This window comes from Bacillus sp. LJBV19 (assembly GCF_017797845.1).
In the GTDB taxonomy this organism is placed as follows: domain Bacteria; phylum Bacillota; class Bacilli; order Bacillales; family Bacillaceae; genus Bacillus; species Bacillus velezensis.
Genome location: NZ_CP072563.1, coordinates 1,531,638 through 1,553,343, shown reverse-complemented (window position 1 = coordinate 1,553,343; position 21,706 = coordinate 1,531,638). Strand labels below are relative to the sequence as shown.

At 46.6% G+C, this 21,706-nt stretch carries 14 protein-coding genes; all 14 read right to left on the bottom strand.

Annotated features, from left to right (window positions below):
• Window positions 1-53: 53 nt before the first annotated feature.
• The gene (spoIIGA, locus tag J6600_RS07750) at window positions 54-983 is read right to left on the bottom strand and encodes a sigma-E processing peptidase SpoIIGA (RefSeq protein WP_014417723.1); all 930 of its coding nucleotides are present in this window, start codon (window positions 981-983) and stop codon (window positions 54-56) included.
• 216 nt (window positions 984-1,199) lie between these two features.
• Window positions 1,200-5,495, bottom strand: coding sequence for a S8 family peptidase (locus tag J6600_RS07745; RefSeq protein WP_209388209.1), 4,296 nt, complete (start codon window positions 5,493-5,495; stop codon window positions 1,200-1,202).
• A 273-nt stretch (window positions 5,496-5,768) separates the two neighbouring features.
• On the bottom strand, window positions 5,769-6,917 hold the full coding sequence (gene ftsZ / locus J6600_RS07740) for a cell division protein FtsZ (RefSeq protein ID WP_014417721.1): 1,149 nt from the start codon (window positions 6,915-6,917) through the stop codon (window positions 5,769-5,771).
• A 35-nt stretch (window positions 6,918-6,952) separates the two neighbouring features.
• Window positions 6,953-8,266 carry a cell division protein FtsA gene (gene ftsA, locus J6600_RS07735; protein WP_003154425.1) on the bottom strand — a complete coding sequence of 438 codons (1,314 nt, stop codon included), beginning with the start codon at window positions 8,264-8,266 and terminating at the stop codon, window positions 6,953-6,955.
• A gap of 549 nt (window positions 8,267-8,815) precedes the next feature.
• Window positions 8,816-9,604: a cell division protein FtsQ/DivIB gene (locus tag J6600_RS07730; protein WP_021493717.1), complete on the bottom strand. Its 789-nt coding sequence runs from the start codon at window positions 9,602-9,604 to the stop codon at window positions 8,816-8,818.
• Window positions 9,605-9,733: 129 nt separating this feature from the next.
• A complete protein-coding gene (murB, locus tag J6600_RS07725; RefSeq protein WP_015388267.1) occupies window positions 9,734-10,645 on the bottom strand; it encodes a UDP-N-acetylmuramate dehydrogenase in 912 nt (303 codons plus the stop codon).
• A 25-nt stretch (window positions 10,646-10,670) separates the two neighbouring features.
• Window positions 10,671-11,762: an undecaprenyldiphospho-muramoylpentapeptide beta-N-acetylglucosaminyltransferase gene (gene murG, locus J6600_RS07720; protein WP_014417719.1), complete on the bottom strand. Its 1,092-nt coding sequence runs from the start codon at window positions 11,760-11,762 to the stop codon at window positions 10,671-10,673.
• A gap of 116 nt (window positions 11,763-11,878) precedes the next feature.
• Window positions 11,879-12,979, bottom strand: coding sequence for a stage V sporulation protein E (spoVE, locus tag J6600_RS07715; protein WP_003154430.1), 1,101 nt, complete (start codon window positions 12,977-12,979; stop codon window positions 11,879-11,881).
• 58 nt (window positions 12,980-13,037) lie between these two features.
• Window positions 13,038-14,393 carry a UDP-N-acetylmuramoyl-L-alanine--D-glutamate ligase gene (gene murD / locus J6600_RS07710; protein ID WP_007611280.1) on the bottom strand — a complete coding sequence of 452 codons (1,356 nt, stop codon included), beginning with the start codon at window positions 14,391-14,393 and terminating at the stop codon, window positions 13,038-13,040.
• Window positions 14,394-15,368: a phospho-N-acetylmuramoyl-pentapeptide-transferase gene (gene mraY / locus J6600_RS07705; RefSeq protein WP_007409707.1), complete on the bottom strand. Its 975-nt coding sequence runs from the start codon at window positions 15,366-15,368 to the stop codon at window positions 14,394-14,396.
• Between the two features lie 107 nt (window positions 15,369-15,475).
• Window positions 15,476-16,948 (bottom strand): UDP-N-acetylmuramoyl-L-alanyl-D-glutamate--2,6-diaminopimelate ligase, encoded by a 1,473-nt coding sequence (locus tag J6600_RS07700; RefSeq protein ID WP_017417733.1) that lies wholly within the window; start codon window positions 16,946-16,948, stop codon window positions 15,476-15,478.
• A gap of 195 nt (window positions 16,949-17,143) precedes the next feature.
• The gene (locus J6600_RS07695; protein WP_003154438.1) at window positions 17,144-19,063 is read right to left on the bottom strand and encodes a stage V sporulation protein D; all 1,920 of its coding nucleotides are present in this window, start codon (window positions 19,061-19,063) and stop codon (window positions 17,144-17,146) included.
• Between the two features lie 113 nt (window positions 19,064-19,176).
• Complete coding sequence (gene pbpB, locus J6600_RS07690) at window positions 19,177-21,321, bottom strand: penicillin-binding protein 2B (RefSeq protein WP_209388208.1); 2,145 nt, start codon at window positions 21,319-21,321, stop codon at window positions 19,177-19,179.
• Window positions 21,322-21,327: 6 nt separating this feature from the next.
• Entirely contained in the window at window positions 21,328-21,681 is a 354-nt protein-coding gene (gene ftsL, locus J6600_RS07685) for a cell division protein FtsL (protein ID WP_017417731.1), read from the bottom strand.
• Window positions 21,682-21,706 lie beyond the last annotated feature (25 nt).

Sequence of the window (21,706 nt, the reverse complement as noted above, 5' to 3'; positions counted from 1 at the left end):
CTCCCCCTTCTAAATACAATGCATTTTGAGTATGATGAATAACAGACTTTTCGTCAGGAAACATGTTTTACAGCCTTCCCTGTCAGCATCTTCGGATGAACGATTCCGTCAAATTCACCGTCCGCGGATAATGGTTTCGTGCTGATGCCGATCAGGCATTTTTCACAAGCGATCATTTCGTCTTTTGTTAAAATCGTGACGTAATCCGGCTTTAAACAGAGTAAAAATTGATTGTCCTGGCCGACGCCCCTGTACGGAATCAGCCTCAGCTTATCCGCATGGCGGAACGAATCATCAAGCTGCTCTATCACTTCAAGCGGACTGGCGGATTTGATGAGGTCCGTTTCCTTTTCGCTGAGAATCGGAGCGAATTTGTCAATGCAAAGGATCATGACCGGCGTTTTCGTCAGCGGATCATACAGCTGATTCCCGGAATCCACCAATCCTTTCGCGCGGATTGTCTGTCCGCTGAATTCCGCCTGCACCATGACAAGTTCATCGTACTGAATGGACTTCGTCTCGATGTCTTCAATTCTCTTTTTCGAAAAAAACCATATGGCCGGAAATCCGATAACTACAAACATCCAGCTGATCGGGTCGCCGAATCCGGTCTGGCTTGTGACCATTACGCCTTGCTGCACAATTGATTCTGTCTGCAGCAGGGAATGTACGCCGATCATTCCCCCGCCGACGAGAAAAGTCGCGAAATAAAAGGCGAACAAATTTTGAAAAAAGTATCGGAACCGTTTAAAGCCAAAAGCCGTAAGCACGATGACTACTGAAAACGCCATTTTTCCCGCCGGATGCTCCACAAAGGGAGAAACAGGCGTAAACATCAGAAGCACAATGGCTGACCCGATGAAACCGCCGGCGGCCACTCTTCTTTTTTTCACCTGGCGTTTTAAAATAAAGGCGGTCAATAAAAGCAAAAGAGAATCAAAACAAAAGTTCAACAGCCAAATGACATCCAGATAGATTTTCACATCTGACCCCTTTCCTCTTTTGTCTTACTTATCTGTTTCTCTCTCTTGTTTCATAAGTATAAAGCAAGCTCTGTGGGAAAGTCTGTCAATTAATGTTGAGGGTAAAGTACAATTTTTAAGGGATAACCGTTTTATTTGTCGAGAGCCGAAAGGGTTGATTTCCTATTGTCCCCTTCAACTAAAAAAGCGCTGCCGTGATTTGGCAGCGCTCTGTTTTTACTCATTGATATAAAGTTTTCCTTTAGCCGTCTGTCTCGTTTCATTTCCGTAGTCATCTCTTGCGATAACGTCAATTTTTGCTCCGCTTGCTTTGATGGAAGAAGTCGCCGTCCAGTAACCCTCATATCGTCCCGGAGAAATTTCTCTCAGCGGAAGCTCTGTTGCGTTTTGGCTCCCTGCCCGGGCGTTTGTCAGAGGCAGACGGATCACGAAGGAAGCGTCTAATTTCTTTCCGCTTGAAAAAGCGATTTTCACTGATTCTCCGGCTTTTAATTCCTTATCCGCTCCGGGAACCAATCCGGAAATGACGGGAGCATTGTAATTGACATCGATTACCGTCTTTTTCGTTGTTTTGTTACCCGCTTCATCTGAGGCCGTGACCTTGATCTCATTGCTGCCGTTTTCCAGAAGGGTTCTCGCTTGATAAGAACCGTTATTTACTTCAGCTTTTTTTCCGTTCACCTTTACCCATTTTAAATGGGCGTCGTGCACTTTTCCTTTTACAGTCACTGCTTCTTTATTTGTTTTATCACCGTTTGCCGGACTGTCAATCGTCACATCCGGCTTATCCTCATCTAGTATGACCGTGACAGGGCGTGACTCATCGGTTGACCCGCTGTCTGTCACAGATGCCGCCGTCAGCCGATTGGCATCTTTAGTGAGTGTGACATCGGCCTGGAAATTGCCGTCTGCATCTGCTTTCGTTTCTGCGGCGGTTTTACCGTTATTGGTAAGACGGACAGCGGTTTTTGGTGAAGCCGTTCCCTTCACCGTGATTGACTTCTTGTTTGTAAATGACCGATCTTCAGGCGACGTTATGTCAGGCACAGAAGCTTCGTAGTCGACCAAAGCTCTGATCATAAAGTTTCCGTCTGATTTATCGGTTTTAGACCAACGGCCGTCGAGGTATTGCCAGTTTCTGTTCGAGTACGGACTGCCGTCATCAGATGACAGGGCAGGTGTATAAGGGTCAGGTTTCGTCTGGCGGAACACAAGATAAAAATCCTTTCCGACCTCGATTCCTTTTGAGCTGAGATCCACTTTGGTCCATTCTCCGTTTCGAAGCGCTTCAGCTTGGAACGGGCCGGCAATTTTGCTGCCCGGAGCTCCATCAGGGCCGGATGCATCATATACTTCTGCTTGAAATTCGGTACCTCCCGGATCAGGCCAGTCTGCGCCCCAAAATTTAAAAAGGCCTCCCGTCAGCATACCGTGTTCTTTTCCGTCTTTAAGCGTCATCTTAACGGCAGATTTGCTGCCGGCTTTAAAATATGACAGCGCGGCTTCTTCTGTCCCGTTATCATAGGCAATTTCCCCTTCATAACCGATATACGGCTTAAGCTTGACGTTTTTTTCAGCATCCCCTTTGATGTCAACAGAAAATTCGCTATTGTAAAAGCCTTTTGCCGCTACTTTGATTGTGTAGGAGCCTTCGTACGCCTTAAGCGAATATTCCCCTTTATCGTTTGTCACCGCCGGTTCAATTGCGGCATCCTCAGCCACATAAAGCGCAGCCCCTTTTACCGGTTTACCTGTTGACTGATTGGTGATGGTTCCTTTTAGCGTGCCGGACGGCATTTGCTCCAGTGTAAAGTCCGCCTGTGCGGTTTTGTCTGATTGAATAGAAACTTGTTTCGAAGCGGACTTAAATCCGTAAGCCTCGGCTTTCAGCGTATAGCTTCCCGCCTTATGTGACAGGCTGTAGCTTCCGCTTGCAGGGTCGGAATATACGGATTTCCCCGTCTCGGAGACACTGATTTGCGCTCTGAGCGGCAGGAGGTTTGTTTCACGTTTCACTCTTTTTCCGGGTGATTTCACTGCCGGTTTGGCCTGTTTCGGACTGACGGCTTTTTTCTTCAGGTGGCCGGGAGGTGTTTGTCTTTTGTGTTTATTTTTTTTGGCCGCCTTGCCGAGAGGGCTGCTTGAAAGCCGGACATCATCGATATACCATCCGTCTTCATTCAGTACTTCGTCTGACTGCATATTAAACATGAGCTTTATGTTTTGGCCTTTATACGCAGATAAATCAGCCTCTTCATCGTTCCATCCTGCGGAGTCACCATTGTAAACGGCCGCCTGCTCCCAATTTGATTTTCCTTCCGGCAGAACGAACACATACCCGTAATCAAAAAATTCTTCGAGCTTGTGCCAGCTTTTAAATTGCAAAAACAGCCGTCCTGTTTCCGGAACTTGAATCGGAGGCATCACCAAATTCATGTTGGCTGAATCGGCATAAGGGCCGGACAGATTCGTCGCATACACTTTATCTCCGGAAAATGCGGTGCCGGGCCCTGAACCCGGGGTACCCCATTCCCATTGGTCATGTGTCCCGTAACTGGACCAGCCCGCCGGCTGTGATTCAAAATCCTCTTTGTATCCCGCCGTAATGCTCGGTTTCACGTCAGCCCGGTACGTATCAGATTCTACAGAATGACCTCCGAAATCTTTTATGGTCCATTTATAACTTATCTTGCTTCCCGTTACATCCGGAATTTCCGCCTGGTATGTTCCCTTTTTTTCATCACCGCTTTTTTGAACGGCGGCTGTCGTTTTCCACTCTCCTTCATCAAACTGATAGGAAAGGATGACTTCAGTTACGCTTACATCGTCTTCTGCTGTAACCGTTAACGGAAGGTTTGCCCCTTTGTAAGCCACTGAGACCGGTTCATGATGAAAGCTGGGCGGATTGTGGTCTTCGCCCGCAGAAGAGACCTTGCCTTCTACGCTTCCGATTCCGTCCGTTACGGCAGAAACGGCATCAAAAGCGTTAACGAGACCGTGGCCGTAACCGTTATTCGGTGATTCCGGAAAAACGGAATCTGTCAGCTTTTCCGCGGTGCGCGTCAAAACGTCTTCCATTTCATCGACCGTAATAGAGGCGTTCGCCTGCCTTAACAAAGCCGCCGTCGCCGCCACATGGGGCCCGGCCATTGAAGTTCCGTCCCAGCCGCCTTCGTATGTTCCTCCAGGAATCGAAGAACGGATATTCACTCCCGGAGCCGAAATGTCCGGTTTTGTTTCATGATACGGTGAGGGGCCTTGAAGTGAGAAATCAGCGAGTTTCTTGTCGATGTCAGTCGCACCTGTCGCAAATGCTTCAGGATAATTGGCCGGATTTGCGATTGAACCCGGTCCTCCCGGTGTAAATAAGTCTTCATTTCCCGCAGAGAATTCCGGAAAAATCCCTGCCGCTCTCCACGCATTCACCATATCGCGGTACCACTCGTCCATTCCCGAACCGCCTGCCCAGGAATTATTAACAACATCCGGCGCCATCTCGGGATGCGGCGTGCCGTTTTTATCTTTAGGCGCGAGCACCCATTCACCGGCATCCAAAATATCGGCATCGGTTCCTCCGTCATCTGAAAATGCTTTTACTGCGATCCATTTCGCCCCCGGAGCCACACCGATTTGATTTGAGCCGTCAGGTTCTGAACCCGTCATGGTCCCTGTTACATGAGTGCCGTGTTCAAGATCATCGTAGGGAGCGTCTTTATGGGACACGGCATCATACCAGTTCATTTCATGATTCGGCGCTGCGGGATTTGCAGGATCGTAACCCCGGTATTTTTCCTTAAGCGCCGGATGATCCCACTGAACTCCCGTATCAATGGAGGCGACAACCGTGCCGGTTCCGTCGTATCCTGAGGCCCAGGCCTGCGGCGCATCAATTTGGCTGATATTCCATTCGATGCCTTCCTTTGCTTTGATCTCTTTTTGTTTTTTCTTCATTTGAAAAGGAGCTTTTGATTGTCGTTGAGTAAGCTGACGTTTTTCATTCGGAAGAACTTTTTCTACTTCAGGAAATGAGGCGGCTTTTTCCATTACCTCTTTCGAAGCAGTGACTGCCATTCCGTTAACAATATAATAGGAATGGATGTGATCAGCCTTGCCTTTCTTTTTTTGTTTTTCCAAATATGTTTTCAGATTCTGCTGCGCATCATGAGCCGCCAGTTTTAAAGAAGAAACGACGGCTGACCGCTTTTGATATTCGGTTTTTGCTGCGGAAAGCGATTGGGACTTGGCGTTTTTTTCTGCTTCTTTGACCGCTTTTTTCGTATTGGCTTTCTCTTTAAATTTGATAAGAAACGTGACTTTATCATTTTTTTCAAAACGCTTCTTGACTGAATCGGAAATCTTATGCTGAATGCTCTTAGAGGAAGAAAGATCTTTGGTGAAAGAAACTGCCCCCGGTGTGCTGTTCGCTCCGGCTGCACCCGGAAACAACAGTGAACTGACGACAATCGCGCTTAAAACGGAGCCTGTCCATCTGTTTCTCGTTTTTTTCTTCAATCGTATCCCCCCTTATTTGGTAACGCCCTATAAAATGTGTATCCCTCCTTCATAATTGGAATCGTTTGTCATTTTCGATGCTGTACGTTAAATGTAGACAATCTTCCATCCAGATATTGTCACATTCTGTAGAAAGCCGTATAAAACTAAAAAACAATCAATTCGTCATAGGTATAAAGTTTCTTTTTTCACTGTATAGATCATGGGGATAGGAAGGAAGACTGGCACAAAAAAGAAAAAGGACAAAACCATGTGGTCTTGTCCTTTTTTACATCAGCCGCGTTTGTTGCGGTTTCTTAAAAATGTAGGAATGTCGAGGGCATCATCCGCCGGCTGTGATGTATGGCGGTTCGCCGTGTTTTGATGCTGTGTTTCTTCTCGTTTCGGCTCACGTTTCGCAGCGTTTTGGCTTTGAGACTTCAATCCTTGGTTTAAAGTCGGGCGCTGCGGTTTTGAGTCATCTTTTTCCTGTTCGATAAAACCGGTCGCAATAACGGTGACGACGATTTCATCTTTCAGATTTTCATTGATAACTGAACCGAAAATCATGTTGACATCAGGGTCAGATGCAGAAGCGACGATGTCGGCTGCTTCCTGCACTTCGTAGAGGCTCAGGTTTGTACCTCCCGTAATGTTCATCAAAACACCTTGCGCTCCGTCGATTGCCGCTTCCAGTAACGGACTGGAGATCGCCTTTTTGGCGGCTTCAGCAGCACGGCTTTCGCCCGTAGCGATCCCGATACCCATCAATGCTGAACCTTTGTTGGACATGATGGTTTTGACATCGGCAAAGTCCAAGTTGATTAAACCAGGCGTTGCGATGAGGTCAGAGATACCTTGCACCCCTTGGCGAAGCACGTTATCAGCTTCACGGAATGCTTCAAGCATCGGTGTGTTTTTATCGACAATTTCAAGAATGCGGTCATTCGGAATAACGATCAGTGTGTCAACGGCTTCTTTCATTGCCGTGATACCGCCTGCAGCCTGCAGCTGGCGTTTTCTTCCTTCAAATGTAAACGGTCTTGTTACGACACCGACAGTCAAAGCGCCTAAGTCCTTTGCGATTTGCGCGATAACCGGTGCGGCTCCCGTTCCGGTACCGCCTCCCATTCCGGCTGTAACGAACACCATGTCAGCGCCTTTTAGCGCTTCTTCGATTTGTTCCTTACTTTCTTCAGCGGCTTTTTTGCCGACTTCCGGATTCGCACCCGCTCCGAGACCGCGGGTCAGCTTTTCCCCGATCTGCATTTTCACTTCCGCTTTTGACAGGTTAAGAGCTTGCGCGTCCGTGTTTACCGCAATGTACTCTACACCCTGTACTTCATTTTCAATCATTCGGTTGACCGCGTTATTACCGCCGCCTCCTACTCCGATTACTTTAATTGATGCTAAGCCGTCTATGTTTGTTTCGAAATCCAACATGCTAAATCCTCCTAATCTGCCGAATGACTATCAATCTATTCCCAAAACATGCTTAATAGTTTTTTCATTTTGCTCGGTTTGTTGTGTTCGGCTTGTGTTTTTTGTTTTGCTTTTGGACGCTGCTGCGCCTCTGGCCGCTGATGATGTTCTTCTTCGTGAGAGACCGCGATTTCCTGCACGGCTTCTTCCGGCATATGAAAGCCTATTTTTCTTCCCTGAATTCTGGCATTTCGGCAGGCAAATTGTATCAAGCCGACACCCGTCATATACTGAGGGTCTCTTACACCGATATAATTCGGGCTTGCGACCCTTACATTGTGCCTCAGCACTTCCTGTGCCAATGAAAGCACTCCGGGCATTGCGGCCTGTCCGCCGGTCAGCACAAAGCCGCCGGGCAGATCTGTAATTCCCATATGCTCAATTTCGGCTGCGGCAATCTCAAGAATCTCTTCCACTCTTGCTTCAATAATATTGGCAATTTCCTGCTGTGTAAAAGATTGCTTTTGATTCGTTCCTATGACGGTGACTTCAAATACTTCATCTTCTGAAGCCTCATCATAGAATGCATGTCCGAATTGTTTTTTTACTCTTTCAGCCTCTTCGGTGGAAGTGCGCAATCCGATCGATACATCTTTCGTGATGTTTTCGCCTCCGAGCGGAATGACGGCTGTCTCCTTCAGGTGCCCCTGTTCAAATACCGCCACCGTCGTCGAGCCGCCGCCGATATCAATCATGGCGACTCCGAGGTTTTTTTCGTCTTTTGACAAAGCCGCCGAACCGGCCGCAAGCGGCTGCAGGCAGATATCAGTAATTTCAACGCCCGCTCTCTCCACACAGCGAAGTAAATTATGTAAGATCGTTTTGGAGCCGGTAATCAGCGTGCCTTCTACTTCCAGGCGCACTCCGAGCATTTTTTTCGGATCGGTAATTTCGTCTCTTCCGTCAACGATAAACTGTTTAGGAACGACGTCTACGATCAGCTGCTCATGCGGAACTGACACGACCTGTGCCGCTTCCATTACCCTGCGGACGTCTTCAACGTGAATTTCTTTGTTTTCACTGGAAACAGCGACAACGCCGTTCGTATCTTGAATATGAATATAATTTCCATTAACGCCGACAATGGCTTTTTTCAGCGGAAAACCTACCATTCTTTCAGCTTGGTCAAACGCTTTTCTTATAGAATGAACGGTTTCATCTATATCAACGATTGAGCCTTTTTTCAACCCTTCAGACGGTACATTTCCCACTCCGATAATGTTAAGGGAATCATCTGTCATTTCTCCGACGATCACTTTTGTATTGGACGTACCGATGTCAAGACTGACGTAAAGTTCATTGTTGTTCATTCTATGGCACCTCCTCACATTTCGATCAAATTCTATTCTATTATTTGCGGAACAACAATACAATGAATGTGGCTTTACAAGTGTGTAACAAAAACAACAGCATCAACAAATTCTTATCTGATTTCTCACAATTTATGTTTAATGAAACTATTCGTTATATTCTATGTATATCCTCTTTTATATCGCATTTTTTTTATTTTTTTTAGAGACGGCCCACCTTACCGTAAGATTTCCTGTCACGGTGCCATAATGTGCAAACCAGATGCAAATATACCCGCTTTCCATTAGTCTACACTAAGATGAACCTCCAGAAAAGCTATAGATATTGCCAGAAACATCCGAAAAAAGAAGAAACAGGAGGAAAATTCCAAATGCAATGCTCATTGCAGAAGACACGCCCATTGCATTGAGAATTTTCCGCTTGTCCGGCAGCCATATCCCGGGCAAAAACAAACATAGTCATAATGATTCCGCTATCGGTTATATCGGCTGCCCCGCTGATTGTAATAGATTCTTTTGAATCACCTTTAAATTAGTTCTTTAGAACTATTAATCATTTTCTTTTTTCTTGGCGGATTTACCTTTGTTAAATTCTTCAAAATACGTAGCGACTTCTAAGTGGATAATCCCCTTTTTCCCGCCGTCCAGCTGGGAAACGATAGAAGGATAGGTCTTCATCCGGCCGGCAAACGTTTTAATAGAAGCGGTAACTACATACCCGTCGTTCATATACAGCTTGATCCGGTCCTGATCCATTTTTACCGGTGTATAATAGATTTCAGAAATCGACTGCTTAAGCGAACCGGAAAGCTTATCAAGCTGCTCCGCCATTTTGACCCGCTTTTTCGCGTTTGTCCAGTCAACCAAAATCGGGCCCGCGTCATCCGGTGTGACTTCGTTCGGCAGCACAGTGCCGTTTTCGAGCACTTCATAATACACATCATGTCGCTGCAGATACGCGATCGTCTTGTATTCTTCAATGTGAATGCTGACTTTGTTAGGAAATACTTTTGAAAGTTCCGCCTTTTTCACCAGCTTATTCTGCTCAATCTTTTCTTCTGTTTGTTTCTTGTTCAGACTCCAGAACTCGGTTTGTCCGTTATGTATATCAGAAAGCGCGTTGATCTCTTTTACAGACACGTTTTCGTTTCCGGAAACGGTGACAGAAGACACTTTGCTGATCGGCATCTGCAAGTACACGATGATCAGCACCATCATAAAAAAGAGCACAATGAATGAAATCAGCCGGCGGTTTGCTTTTTGTTTCCGCTGCTCTTTGATTTTCGGAATCCGCTCTTCAATATTTACAATTTTTTCTCTTTCATGATTTGGGTTCACTGCCTGTCCACCTCACTAAGAATGAAACAGCTTGACATTCGTCTGATTGAAAAACAAACGGCATGCTGTGATGCCGTTTGACATTTGTTAAAAGTATATCACATGAGCTCATGTAAATCAGAGAACCTTTTAACGATTCCCTCCGATGATTTCAACTTCTGTATGCATGTCAACATCATACTGCTCACGGATTGTCTTTTTCACATACTCAATCAGGTCGAGAACGTCCTTGGCAGTCGCTCCGCCGGCATTGACGATAAAATTCCCGTGCATTTCGGATACTTTCGCTCCGCCGATCTGATGTCCTTTTAATCCCGCTTTTTCAACGAGGTTTCCGGCATGATTCGGCAGCGGATTTCTGAATATGCTTCCGGCGCATGGGCTTGAATACGGCTGAGTATTTTTTCTGTAATCTTTGTTCTGCTGCATTTGCGCCGTAATGGCTTCCCGTTCCTTCTGCTCAAGCTGAAGAACTGCCTCGAGACAGACGCCGGGGCGTTTTTTCTGCAAAACAGACGTTCTGTAGCTGAAATCCATCTCTTCGTTTGTCAGCCATTCGATTGTGCCGTCTTCAAATAAGATACGGGCTTTCACAAGAATCTCACTCATATCAGATCCGTGCGCCCCGGCATTCATATAGACGGCTCCGCCGATTGATCCGGGAATGCCCGCTGCAAATTCGAGACCGGACATTCCTTTTTTACTCATGGAAGTCGCAAGCCGGACGACCGAATAGCCGCCTCCGACCGTCACTTGATCACCGTCAATCTCCAAATGATCCAGACCCGCGCCCAGTTTGATGACAACTCCTCTTATGCCTTCATCAAGCACGAGCAGATTTGAACCGCGGCCGATAACCGTCCATGGCAGATCATGTTTCTTCACAATATCCATAATATCTTTGACCGCTTCCACACGGTTGGGGATGATCAAAATGTCCGCCGGACCGCCGATTTTCATCGTTGTATGGTTCGCGAGCGGTTCTTGTTCCAGCACTTTGCCGACTTCGCGGTCTCTTAATTCCTGAATTACGTTCTCCATCATAAACCTCCGCATTCCATTTGCTCTATTTTTTTATGTCTTCCATGATACTGTACAGTCTGGCTGCCGCATCCGGAACACCGAGTGATTTTGTCCGCTCACTCATGTCTTTTAAGGTTTCTTCATTCATGACGATTTTGTCCAGCGCAGCGATCAGTTTTTCTCCGCTGAGCTCGGTTTCCTTCAGTACGATTGCAGCGTCATGCTGGCTGAGCGCCTTCGCATTGACTTCCTGGTGATTGGCTGTCACATACGGGCTCGGAATAAGCACGCTCGGAATGCCGAGAGCGGTGATCTCCGCAATCGTCGTCGCTCCGGCTCTTGCCACAATGACATCAATTGATTGTAAGTACTCCGGCATTTGGTGCAAAAACGGTTTTGTCACCATATTATCAGCGGCTTTTCCGCCTTTCAGCTCAGCCGTTACCTTCTCGTAATGCACTTCCCCGGTAATATAAAGGACTTGGTAAGGTCTCGTTTTCAATTCTTCCTGCATATCTATAACGGCACGGTTAATGGGAGCCGCGCCTCTGCTTCCGCCGAAAATGAGCACCGTTTTTTGATTGTCTTTCAGCCCGAACTCAGTTAATGAACGGCCTGTCTTAATTGAGACGACTTCAGAGGCTCTCGGGTTTCCCGTAAACACAACTTTTTCAGCAGGAAAATGCGATTTTGCCTCTTCAAAGCAAATTGCCACCTTATTAACATATTTCGAGAGAAACTTATTTGTGATGCCGGGCAGGCTGTTTTGCTCATGAATGATCGTTGGAATCCCCATTTTTGCCGCCGCGTATACAACCGGACCGCATACATAGCCGCCTGTACCGATAACGGCATCCGGTTTAAACTCTTTTAAATATGATTTGCTTTTCGTCACGCCTTTTAAGAAACGCATGACGGTTTTTACATTTTCAAAAGAAAGTTTTCGTTTGAAACCTGTAATTTCAATGGCGCGGAACGGGATATTTTCCCGTTCAACAATTTTTTTCTCCAGACCGTTCTCTGTTCCGATATACAAAAATTCCACATCCGGATGCCGGCGCTGAACTTCTTTAATAAAGGCCAGGGCCGGATAAATATGTCCTCCGGTTCCGCCTCCGCTTACTGCAATACGCATTCGTATGTCCCCCTTAATCACATAGCGATAACCCTGTTTTTTAGGACAGGGTTATTGATGTTGTCTGTTTTTTTATAGATAACGAATAGATCATGAGTGATGAGGCAAGATACAGATCAATACCTCGAGTACCGGCTGACATTTAAAAGCACGCCGACCGCTGCGAGCATCAGCGTCAGTGATGAGCCTCCGTAGCTTAAAAACGGCAGCGTAATTCCTGTTACCGGGATCAGCCCCGTCACAACGCCGATATTAATCATGACTTGAATAGCTATCATAGAAATAATACCGATGGCGACAAAGCTTCCGTATAAATCCGGCGCGCCGAGGGCAATCCTGACGCCCCGCCATAATAAAATACTGAACAGCAGCAATATGAGCGAACCGCCGATAAAGCCGAGTTCCTCAGATAAAATAGCAAAAATGAAATCGGTTTGCGGCTCCGGCAGGTAAAAAAACTTTTGCCGGCTTTGGCCCAGCCCCATCCCGAACAGTCCGCCCGGACCTACGGCATAGAGCGACTGAATGATCTGAAATCCGCTTCCAAGCGGATCCTCCCACGGGTTTAAGTAAGAGGTAATCCGTTTAATCCGATAAGGAGCGGACAGAACTAGTGCCGCAAATCCGCTTAAACCGATGAGTCCGAGGAACGCAAAATGAGCGATTCGCGCACCGGAAACAAAAATCATCACGATGCACGTGCCCACCATTACCGTCCCCGTTCCCAGGTCTGGCTGGCACATAATAATAATAAATGCAGAAAACACGATTCCGAGCGCGGGAACGAATCCGCGTCTGAATGACGTAATATTCTTCTGTTTTTCAGAAAGAAATTTAGCCAGAAACGCAATCATCGCGAGTTTCATAAACTCCGAAGGCTGAATGCTGAACGCTCCCACTCCGATCCAGCTTCTTGAACCGTTCCGCACCATTCCGACTCCCGGAATCAGCACAAGCACAAGCAGAAAAAAACAAATAATCAGAAGCAGCTTCGACCATGTGCGCCATGTCCAATAATCCACATTCATAATGAAAAACATGGCAATGACGCCGATCCCCGCAAACAGCAGCTGCCGTTTCGCGAAGAAAAACGAGTCGTCAAATTTATAATCCGCCCATACCGCACTTGCACTGTAGACCATAATTAATCCTATTGTTAAAAGCAATAACGTAATGATAACTAATAACAAATCAGGCGCTGTTTTTTTAGTAGTCAAAGCAATCGACACCCCAAGCATAAGTCATTTAGGGCTGCCGATGAACAGAGACAAGCCCTTACTTAAGCATATGCACGGCATCTATAAACATGTCACCGCGTTCTTCAAATGTTTTGAACTGATCCCAGCTTGCACACGCGGGTGACAAGAGGATGACGTCTCCTTCATTTGAGAGCGCAAACGCCGCAGATACTGCTTGTTCAACATTATCGACACGTTTGACATGTTGTATTCCCAGCTCATTGCCCAGTTTTTCTATCTTCGGCGCTGTCTGTCCGAACGTCAGAACCGCTTTGACATTGTCCATATACGGTTTCAGATCGTCAAAACCGTTGCCGCGGTCCAGTCCGCCTGCAAGCAGAATAACCGGTGCTTTGAATGCGGAGAGCGCTTTGCTTGTGGCCAAAATATTCGTCGCTTTGCTGTCATTATAAAATTTACGATTCTGGATCGCAGTTACATACTGCAGACGGTGTTTGACACCGGTAAAGCTTGTCAGCACCTTCTGAATCGCTTTATTAGACGCGCCCGCCGTTTTTGCCGCGGCTACAGCGGCCAATATATTTTCTAAATTGTGCGCGCCCGGCAGTACGATGTCATCAACAGGCAGAATCGCTTCATCGCCGAACATCAGCATTCCGTCTTTAATGAATGCGCCGCTTGACAGTTCCTGGTGAACTGAAAACGGAACGGTGCCGGCTTTTCCGCTTTCGGCAAGCCGCACGACTGTTTCATCGCTTTGATTCACGATGGCCGTATCACTCTCAAGCTGATGAAGATACACGTTCTGCTTGGCTTTTTCATAATTTTCACGGCTGTGATGGTAATCCAAATGAGCGTCGAACACATTTAAAATCAGGCCGATTTCAGGTCTGAACGCATGAGTCCCCATAAGCTGGAACGAAGAAAGCTCTGTGACGATCCATTCATCACCGTCAGCATGATAAGCCACTTCACTGGCGACAGTGCCGATATTCCCTGCGATCAGCGTCTTTATCGAATCAGCTTTCAGCATTTCATAAATCAGGGTCGTCGTTGTTGTTTTCCCGTTTGAACCTGTAATGCCGATGAATTTTGCATTGGTGATATAATACGCAAGCTCGATTTCCGTCCAGACCGGGATGCCTCTTCTTTGCGCTTCCTCCACCATGATATTTTCATACGGGATTCCGGGATTTTTGATCAGAATGGTGATGTGATGCTGATCAAAAAGTGACGTCGGATGCTCACCGCAGATGACTTCAATTCCTCTTTCTGAAAGCCTTTGGGCAGGTTCGTTCTCTTCAAAGGCTTTTTGATCATTCACGACGACGTTAACGCCTTTTTCATGAAGAATCGACGCAGCCGCATATCCGCTTTTCGCCAGTCCGAGGACCAGAAAGTTTTGTTTTTGCAAAAAAAGTTCGTTTTCCACTTATAACCACACCTCGATGTAAATTCCTAAAACGGCAAGCAGCAGTCCCGCAGTCCAGAATGTGACGACAACTCTCCATTCAGACCATCCGACCAATTCGTAATGGTGGTGAAGCGGACTCATCTTAAAGATTCGTTTTCCTGTCGTTTTAAAGCTGATGACTTGTAAGATAACAGATAAGGTCTCAATAACAAATACTCCGCCGATAATGACGAGCAGAATTTCAAGCTTCGTCAGAATGGCAACGGTCACGATCGCTCCTCCGAGCGCAAGCGAACCGGTATCCCCCATAAATACCTTGGCGGGATGGGCGTTGAATACAAGAAAACCGAGAACGGCGCCGACAACGGCAACCGAGAAAATCGCAACGTCATATTGTGACTGGTTCCACGCAAGGATGGCGAAAGCGCCGAATGCGATAGCCGCGGTACCGGACAAGAGACCGTCCAGACCGTCTGTCAGGTTGACGGCATTTGAACCTCCGACAAGCATAAAGAGAACGAGGATAAAGTATCCCCAGCCGAGATCGATTGACAGATGTGTGCCCGGCACCCTGATGCCGGTTGAAAAATGGCAATAATGATATACTCCGTAAAATACAATGGCAATAATGATCTGGCCGATCAATTTCTGCTTCGACGTCAATCCGAGATTCCGTTTCATTACTACTTTAATATAGTCATCCAGAAAGCCGAGCAGGCCGTATCCGATCGTGACAAACAGCAGAAGAAACATTTCCGCGCTCAGATGCGAAAATTTCTGCGTCATGACAATCGCCGTAATGGCGATGGATACAATAATCATGACCCCGCCCATCGTCGGCGTCCCTGATTTTTTCATATGTGATTTCGGCCCCTCTTCCCTGATACTTTGGCCGAATTTTAAACGTCTTAAAAACGGGATAAGAATCGGAGATATCAGAACACTGATTAAAAATCCCATTATTATTGTAAATAAAATCACTTGCTCAAGCATTGCTCTTTTCTCCTCCCGTTTCGTTCAAACGACATACGTATTTATCATATTCACATTGTGTCCCCGTAATTCTTTTCATTTCCCTCATTCTAACACTCTTTCCTGTTTTACTTTTTATTCAGCTCAACAATAGCTCTACCCGCTACTTCGGCGTCATCAAAGTCGAATGTTTCATTGCCGATCTGCTGATAGGTTTCATGCCCTTTCCCGGCAATCAGAACCACATCTCCCTTTTTCGCGTTGGCAATGGCAAAAAAGATAGCCTGCTCGCGGTTTGCGATACTGTGATAGTAAGTGCCTTCTACCCCTCTTTCCATATCTCTTAATATGGCCAGCGGGTCCTCGCTTCTCGGGTTATCTGAAGTGAAAATCGGTTCGTCGGCAATCCGCACCGCAATTTCGGCCATTTTCGGGCGTTTCGTTTTGTCCCGGTCTCCGCCGCAGCCGACGACGACGAAAAGCTTGCCCTCTGTCATGTCTTTACATGTATTCAGAACGTTTTCCAGACTGTCAGGCGTGTGCGCGTAATCGACGACCACAGGAAACGGCTGATTATGATTCACCAGTTCAAACCGGCCTCTGACACCTTGAAGCTCTTCAAGAGCGCTTGCGATCGTATCAAACGGCAGTCCCGCTGCGATCGCTGTCGCCGCTGCAGCCAGTACGTTATACACGTTGAAGCGGCCGACGAGTGAAACCGTGATCTGCTTTGTTCCTTTTGGCGTAACGAGTTCAAAGCTTGTGCCTTGCGCAGAGATCTCGATTTGTTTCGCCATGACATCGGCATCGTTCTCGATTCCGTATGTAAGGATGTGCGCCGCCGTCACTTTTTCAAAATAAGCACTGGCTTTGTCATCTGCGTTTAAAACGGCCCGCTTCGGCTTTTCGTGGTTAAAGGAGCCGCCCAGCTGGGAAAACAGGAGGCTTTTAGCCTGTCTGTAGTCTTCCATCGTCTTGTGATAGTCTAAATGGTCCTGCGTCAGGTTCGTGAATACGGCGATATCATAATCGCAGCCGTGAACCCTGCCGAGTGACAGAGCGTGAGAAGACACTTCCATAATAGCTGTGTCAACATGCTCATCATTCATTTTCTTGAACGTTTTTTGCAGTGTGACGCTTTCGGGCGTTGTATTTTTGACCGGGAATGTCTCATCCCCGATTTTAATGTACATCGTTCCGATTAAACCGGTCTGCCTTCCCGCTTTTTTGAAAATCTCATCAACCATGTGCGTCGTTGATGTTTTGCCGTTTGTGCCGGTGATGCCGATAAGCTGAAGCTGCTTTGTCGGCTGCCCGTAAAACGCGTCAGAAAGAACGCTGAGCGCCCGCTGTGACCGGCGGACGATAATGACAGGAACATCGACGTCAAGCTCTTTCTCGGCAACGATGGCCGCTGCGCCGTTTTCTGCGGCTTTTTGGGCGAAATCATGTCCGTCTACCGTATACCCTTTTATACATACAAAAAGACTCCCTTTTCTCACTTCCCTGGAGTCCATCTCAATTGAAGTTATGTCAGGGTCATGAAAGTCATTTTGAACAGGTTCGGCCATTAAATATGTAAGCAGCTTTGTAAGTTTCATTGTATCAAACCTCTCAGAAATTCTATTCATTCTTTTATCATGATAACCGTTTATAAAAGTCAGAATGGCTTTTAAACATACAGTTCATATTTTAGCGTAAATAAAAGGATACATCCAGTTAATCTTAAAAGTTATCTTCTTTTTTTCTCTTTATGATAAGAGGCAGCCGAAAACAATCGGCTGCCTCAAAAAGACTCATTCTTCACTCAAGTAAACACGGATCTTTGAGCCTTCTTTTACTTTCGTTCCGGCTGCAGGTGATTGTTTCACAATTTTGCTTCCTTTTCCTGAGGAGTCTATATTCAAATTGACAAGCAGCGACTCAAGATCAGAGACAGACATCCCTACAACATTCGGAACCTCTATTGTTTTTGTGTCGTTCCATTGATATTTTTTCTCGATTTGATTTTTTCGCGGTTTGACGCCGAGCTCAGGCAGACTGTCTCTCATCATATTTCCGACAATCGGCGCGGCGACGGTTCCCCCGAATTGAATCGTGCCTTTCGGATTATCAACCGCGACATATACGACAAGGCTCGGGTCATCAGCCGGCGCAAAACCGATAAAGGAGACGATATGGTTGTTTTCGAGATATTTGCCGTCTTTAACCTTTTGTGCGGTACCTGTTTTTCCGCCGACGCGATATCCTTCCACAAAGGCATTCCGCCCCGTTCCCTGAGCGACGACGCTTTCTAAAGCATATCTGATCTGCTTTGACGTTTCCTGGGAAATAACTTGCCTTTTCGCAATCGGCGATTGTTTCTTAACGGTTTTTTTCGTAACGGGATCAACCCACTCTTTGGCGATAAACGGAGTATAAAGCGTTCCGCCATTTATTGCTGCGGAAACGGCTGCCACCTGCTGAATCGGCGTGACGGAAACCCCTTGTCCGAAAGCGGTTGTCGCCTGTTCGACCGGTCCGACTCTGTCAAGCGGGAATAAGATCCCCGTTCCTTCCCCTTGCAGATCAATGCCTGTTTTCTTTCCAAAGCCGAAGTCCTTAATATATTGAAACAGCTTTTGTTTTCCGAGCCGTTCCCCCAGCTGTACAAACCCGGGGTTGCAGGAATTTTGAACGACTTCAAGATAAGATTGCGAACCGTGGCCGCCCTTTTTCCAGCATCGGAGGCGGGCGCCGTCGACCTCGGCAAATCCTTTGTCATAAAAGTGGTCTCTTTGCAAGTTTACTTTTTGCTCTTGGAGAGCCGCCGCAAGCGTAATAATCTTAAAGGTCGAACCCGGTTCATATGTGCTCCATACCGGCAGGTTCCGGTTGTAAACGGACGGATCCACCGATTGATAGTCAGCCGGATCAAAATCAGGACGGCTTGACATGCCGAGCACTTCCCCGTTTTTCGGATTCATTGCGACCGCAATCATTCCGTCCGGGTTATATTTCGCCGCTGCATTGTCGAGCTCCCTTTCTATAATCGTCTGAACCTTGGCATCAATCGTCAATTTCATATCAAGTCCGTCTTTCGGAGGGGTGTAATCATCCGCTTCATCAGGCATTTTCTTCCCCTTGGCATCCGTATAAAATTTCACAGATCCCTTGACACCTTTTAAGTCATCATCATAATAAGCCTCCAATCCGAGAAGGCCCTGGTTATCAATACCGGCAAAACCGAGAACATGGGACAAAAAGCTTCCGTACGGATAATGGCGGATGCTGTCTTCAGCCACATAAACCCCCTTTAAGTCGAGCGCTTTGATTTCTTTCGCTTTTTTATTGGAAATTTTCCGCCCCTCGGGTGAGATTTTTTCTATGGAGGTTTTCTTAGTAATGTGTTTGTAGACCTTCTCTTCCGACATATTTAAAACTGACGCGAGAAGCTTGCCCGTTTTTATGGGATTTTGGATCTGGCGCGGTACGACAAAGACGGTCGGCGCGCTTTTATTAGTAGCCAGCTTCACGCCGTTTCGGTCAAGAATCTCTCCCCGCTCAGGCTCAAACGGCAAATTCCGGCTCCAGGAATCCTTAGCCAGTGAAGTCAGCTTTTCTCCCATCACAAATTGGACATAGCCTAATCTGCTGTCAATGATCAAAAAAATGATTACGCCAAAAAGCAAAACCAGTAATAAACGTTTTCGAACCGTTACATTTGAAACGCGCAAGGGACCGTCCACTCCTTATTTAGGCTTGTTTCAATTTATGCCTCAGCTTGGACACATAGAACGGCGGCGCATAAAAAAGAAGCCCGCGGGCATCCGCGGACTTCTCTGTCCCGTTAATCAGGATTTTTAAATTTCACCTTGATCACGGTATTTTCTTTCAGTTCTTTGCCTTTTTTCACACTTTGGCTTGAAGCGTAACCTTCACCGCTCACATCAATGTGAATGCCTGATACTTTGCTGAATTGAAGCACTTCCCGTCTCGACCATCCGGACATATCCGGCATCGTCATCTTTCCGTCTGTTTTTAAGAAGATTTTCTGATTGGTGATCACATCTTCTCCGGCTGTCGGATACTGCTCTTTTACGGCAACATCGCTGCCGATGACAATCGGTGTGAGATGTTCATTTTTCGCTTCCTTCTCAGCGCTCGTGACCGTCTTATCTGTCAGGTCAGGCATCTTTTGGCTTTTCGTTTCTTCCTGACCGGAATCTGTTTTTTCCGTCGGTTCAATATTCAGGTAGTGGAGGCTGTTTTTCATCGTCGGGTTAAAGATTTCCGCGACAGGATCAGTGCTGCTTTGGCCCGCTTTTAATTGCGGCTGCTGCACGGCTACATAGATGACGAGCTTAGGGTCATTTTTCGGCGCCATGCCCATGAATGAAAACACATAGTTGCTCGTTCCCTTTAAATATCCGCCCGTCCCGGCGATTTGTGCGGTTCCCGTTTTACCCGCGACGTCAAATCCTTCAATTTTATAAGGTTTTCCCGTTCCGATGTCTGACGTCACGACTTCTCCGAGCAGATTCCGGACTTTTTTCGCCGTATCGGCTGAAATCGGCGTGCCTACTTGCTCTGGTTTTGTCTGCTTGACGACTTTTTTCGTATCGGGGTCGACAATATGATCAATGATGTAAGGTTTCATCATTTTGCCGTTATTGGCAATCGCCGTGACGGCCTGAAGCTGCTGGATCGGCGTTATCGCCGATGCTTGGCCGTAAGCCGTAGACGCTTTGTCAAAATCATATTTGTAGTTAATTTTACTTGATACTTCACCGGGCAGATCAACCCCTGTTTTTTGATAGAGCCCGAATTTGTGCAGGTACTCATTAAACCGGTCAAACCCCAGTTTTTCGTTGGCCAGTTTGGCGAAAGCAACATTCGATGACCTCATGAGGCCGTCACGGAAGCTTGTCATACCCCAGCCGGCGCCTTCGTTCCAATCTTTAACAGGTTTGCCTCCCACTTTATATGTTCCTGATTTATATTTCTCGTTTGCAGAAAACACATTTTCCTGAATCGCCGCGGCAAGCGTAAAGATCTTCATCGTTGAACCCGGTTCATACGCGTACGACACTAAGTCATTGTAATAATTGGTGACGTTTCTGATATTCGGGTCAAAACTCGGACGCTGCCCCATCGCGAGCACTTTGCCTGTTTTCGGTTCTACGACAGCCGCCATGATTTTTTTCGGTTTGTATTTTTCCGCTACTTTCGTCATGCTGTCTTCTAAAAAAGTTTGAATTTTCTGATCAATGGTTAAATATACATTGTCACCGTTTTTAGGTGCGGTGATTTTTTCTTTGCTGTTCGGAAGTTTCCAGCCGGATTTATCACTTTCGTAAGTGACGGATCCGTCGCGTTCCGTCAGATAGTTGTTCAGTATTTTTTCAAGCCCTAAAGAGCCCTGTATCTCGTTTGTTTTTTCATTCACATCGGCATAGCCGAGAACATTTGACAAAAATACACCGTTCGGATAGTAGCGCTTCGTATCTCTTAAGAAAGAAATACCCGGAAGATTCATTTTTTCGATCTTTTGTTTTTTCGCATAAGAGATATCGCGGCCGGCTGAACCGAATTCCACCTGCTTCGCGCCATCCCTGTTTAAGATGTCCAGAATCTCGCTTTTATCAAGATTGATAACGGTCGCCAGTTTTTCCGCCGTTTTCTCTTTGTCTTTGACATGCTGAGGATGCTTCTTGTCGGTCGTCATCTTTTTATCAAGCACGGCAATGAGCTTATATGTCGCCGTGTCCTCTGCAAGCACTTTGCCGTTCCGGTCAAGAATAGAGCCGCGGCTCGCTTCTATTGTCCGCTTTTTTTCGTGCTGCTCGGTCGCTTTTGTTGCAAGTTCTACACCGTTTGCTTTACCGGTTAATTGAATGTACGCCATTCTCCCGAGAATGACAAAGAAAAAGAGAGCGAAACAAATACTGAGTATCGCTGCTCCTCTGTTCATAAACTTATTTTTTTTCGGCATGGGTTATCATTCCTGTATGTTTTTCACTTTTTTATCTTTCAGATTCAAACCGTGCTTTTTGGCGATATCCATCAGGCGCTGCGGCTGGCTTAAGTCAGCAGCCGTCTTTTCGAGATCACCGATCTGCTTATTCTGCTCAGATACTTTCTCCTCCAGTTTTTGCACCTCAATATTGGATTGGTACGCCGCGTATGCCTTTGATACGATAAACATTGATGTGGAGAGAACGGCAATGGCAAACAGGACGAGCAGCACCTTTTCCCCGAGTGTAATGGAAGCCCTCTTTTTGACAATCACCTTTTTTTCGGGACTTATCACTGGCCGTTGTTGTTTTTCCTGCTGGTAAGCTAAGTTGCTCATAGGCTGATGACCTCCTTTAATGTTG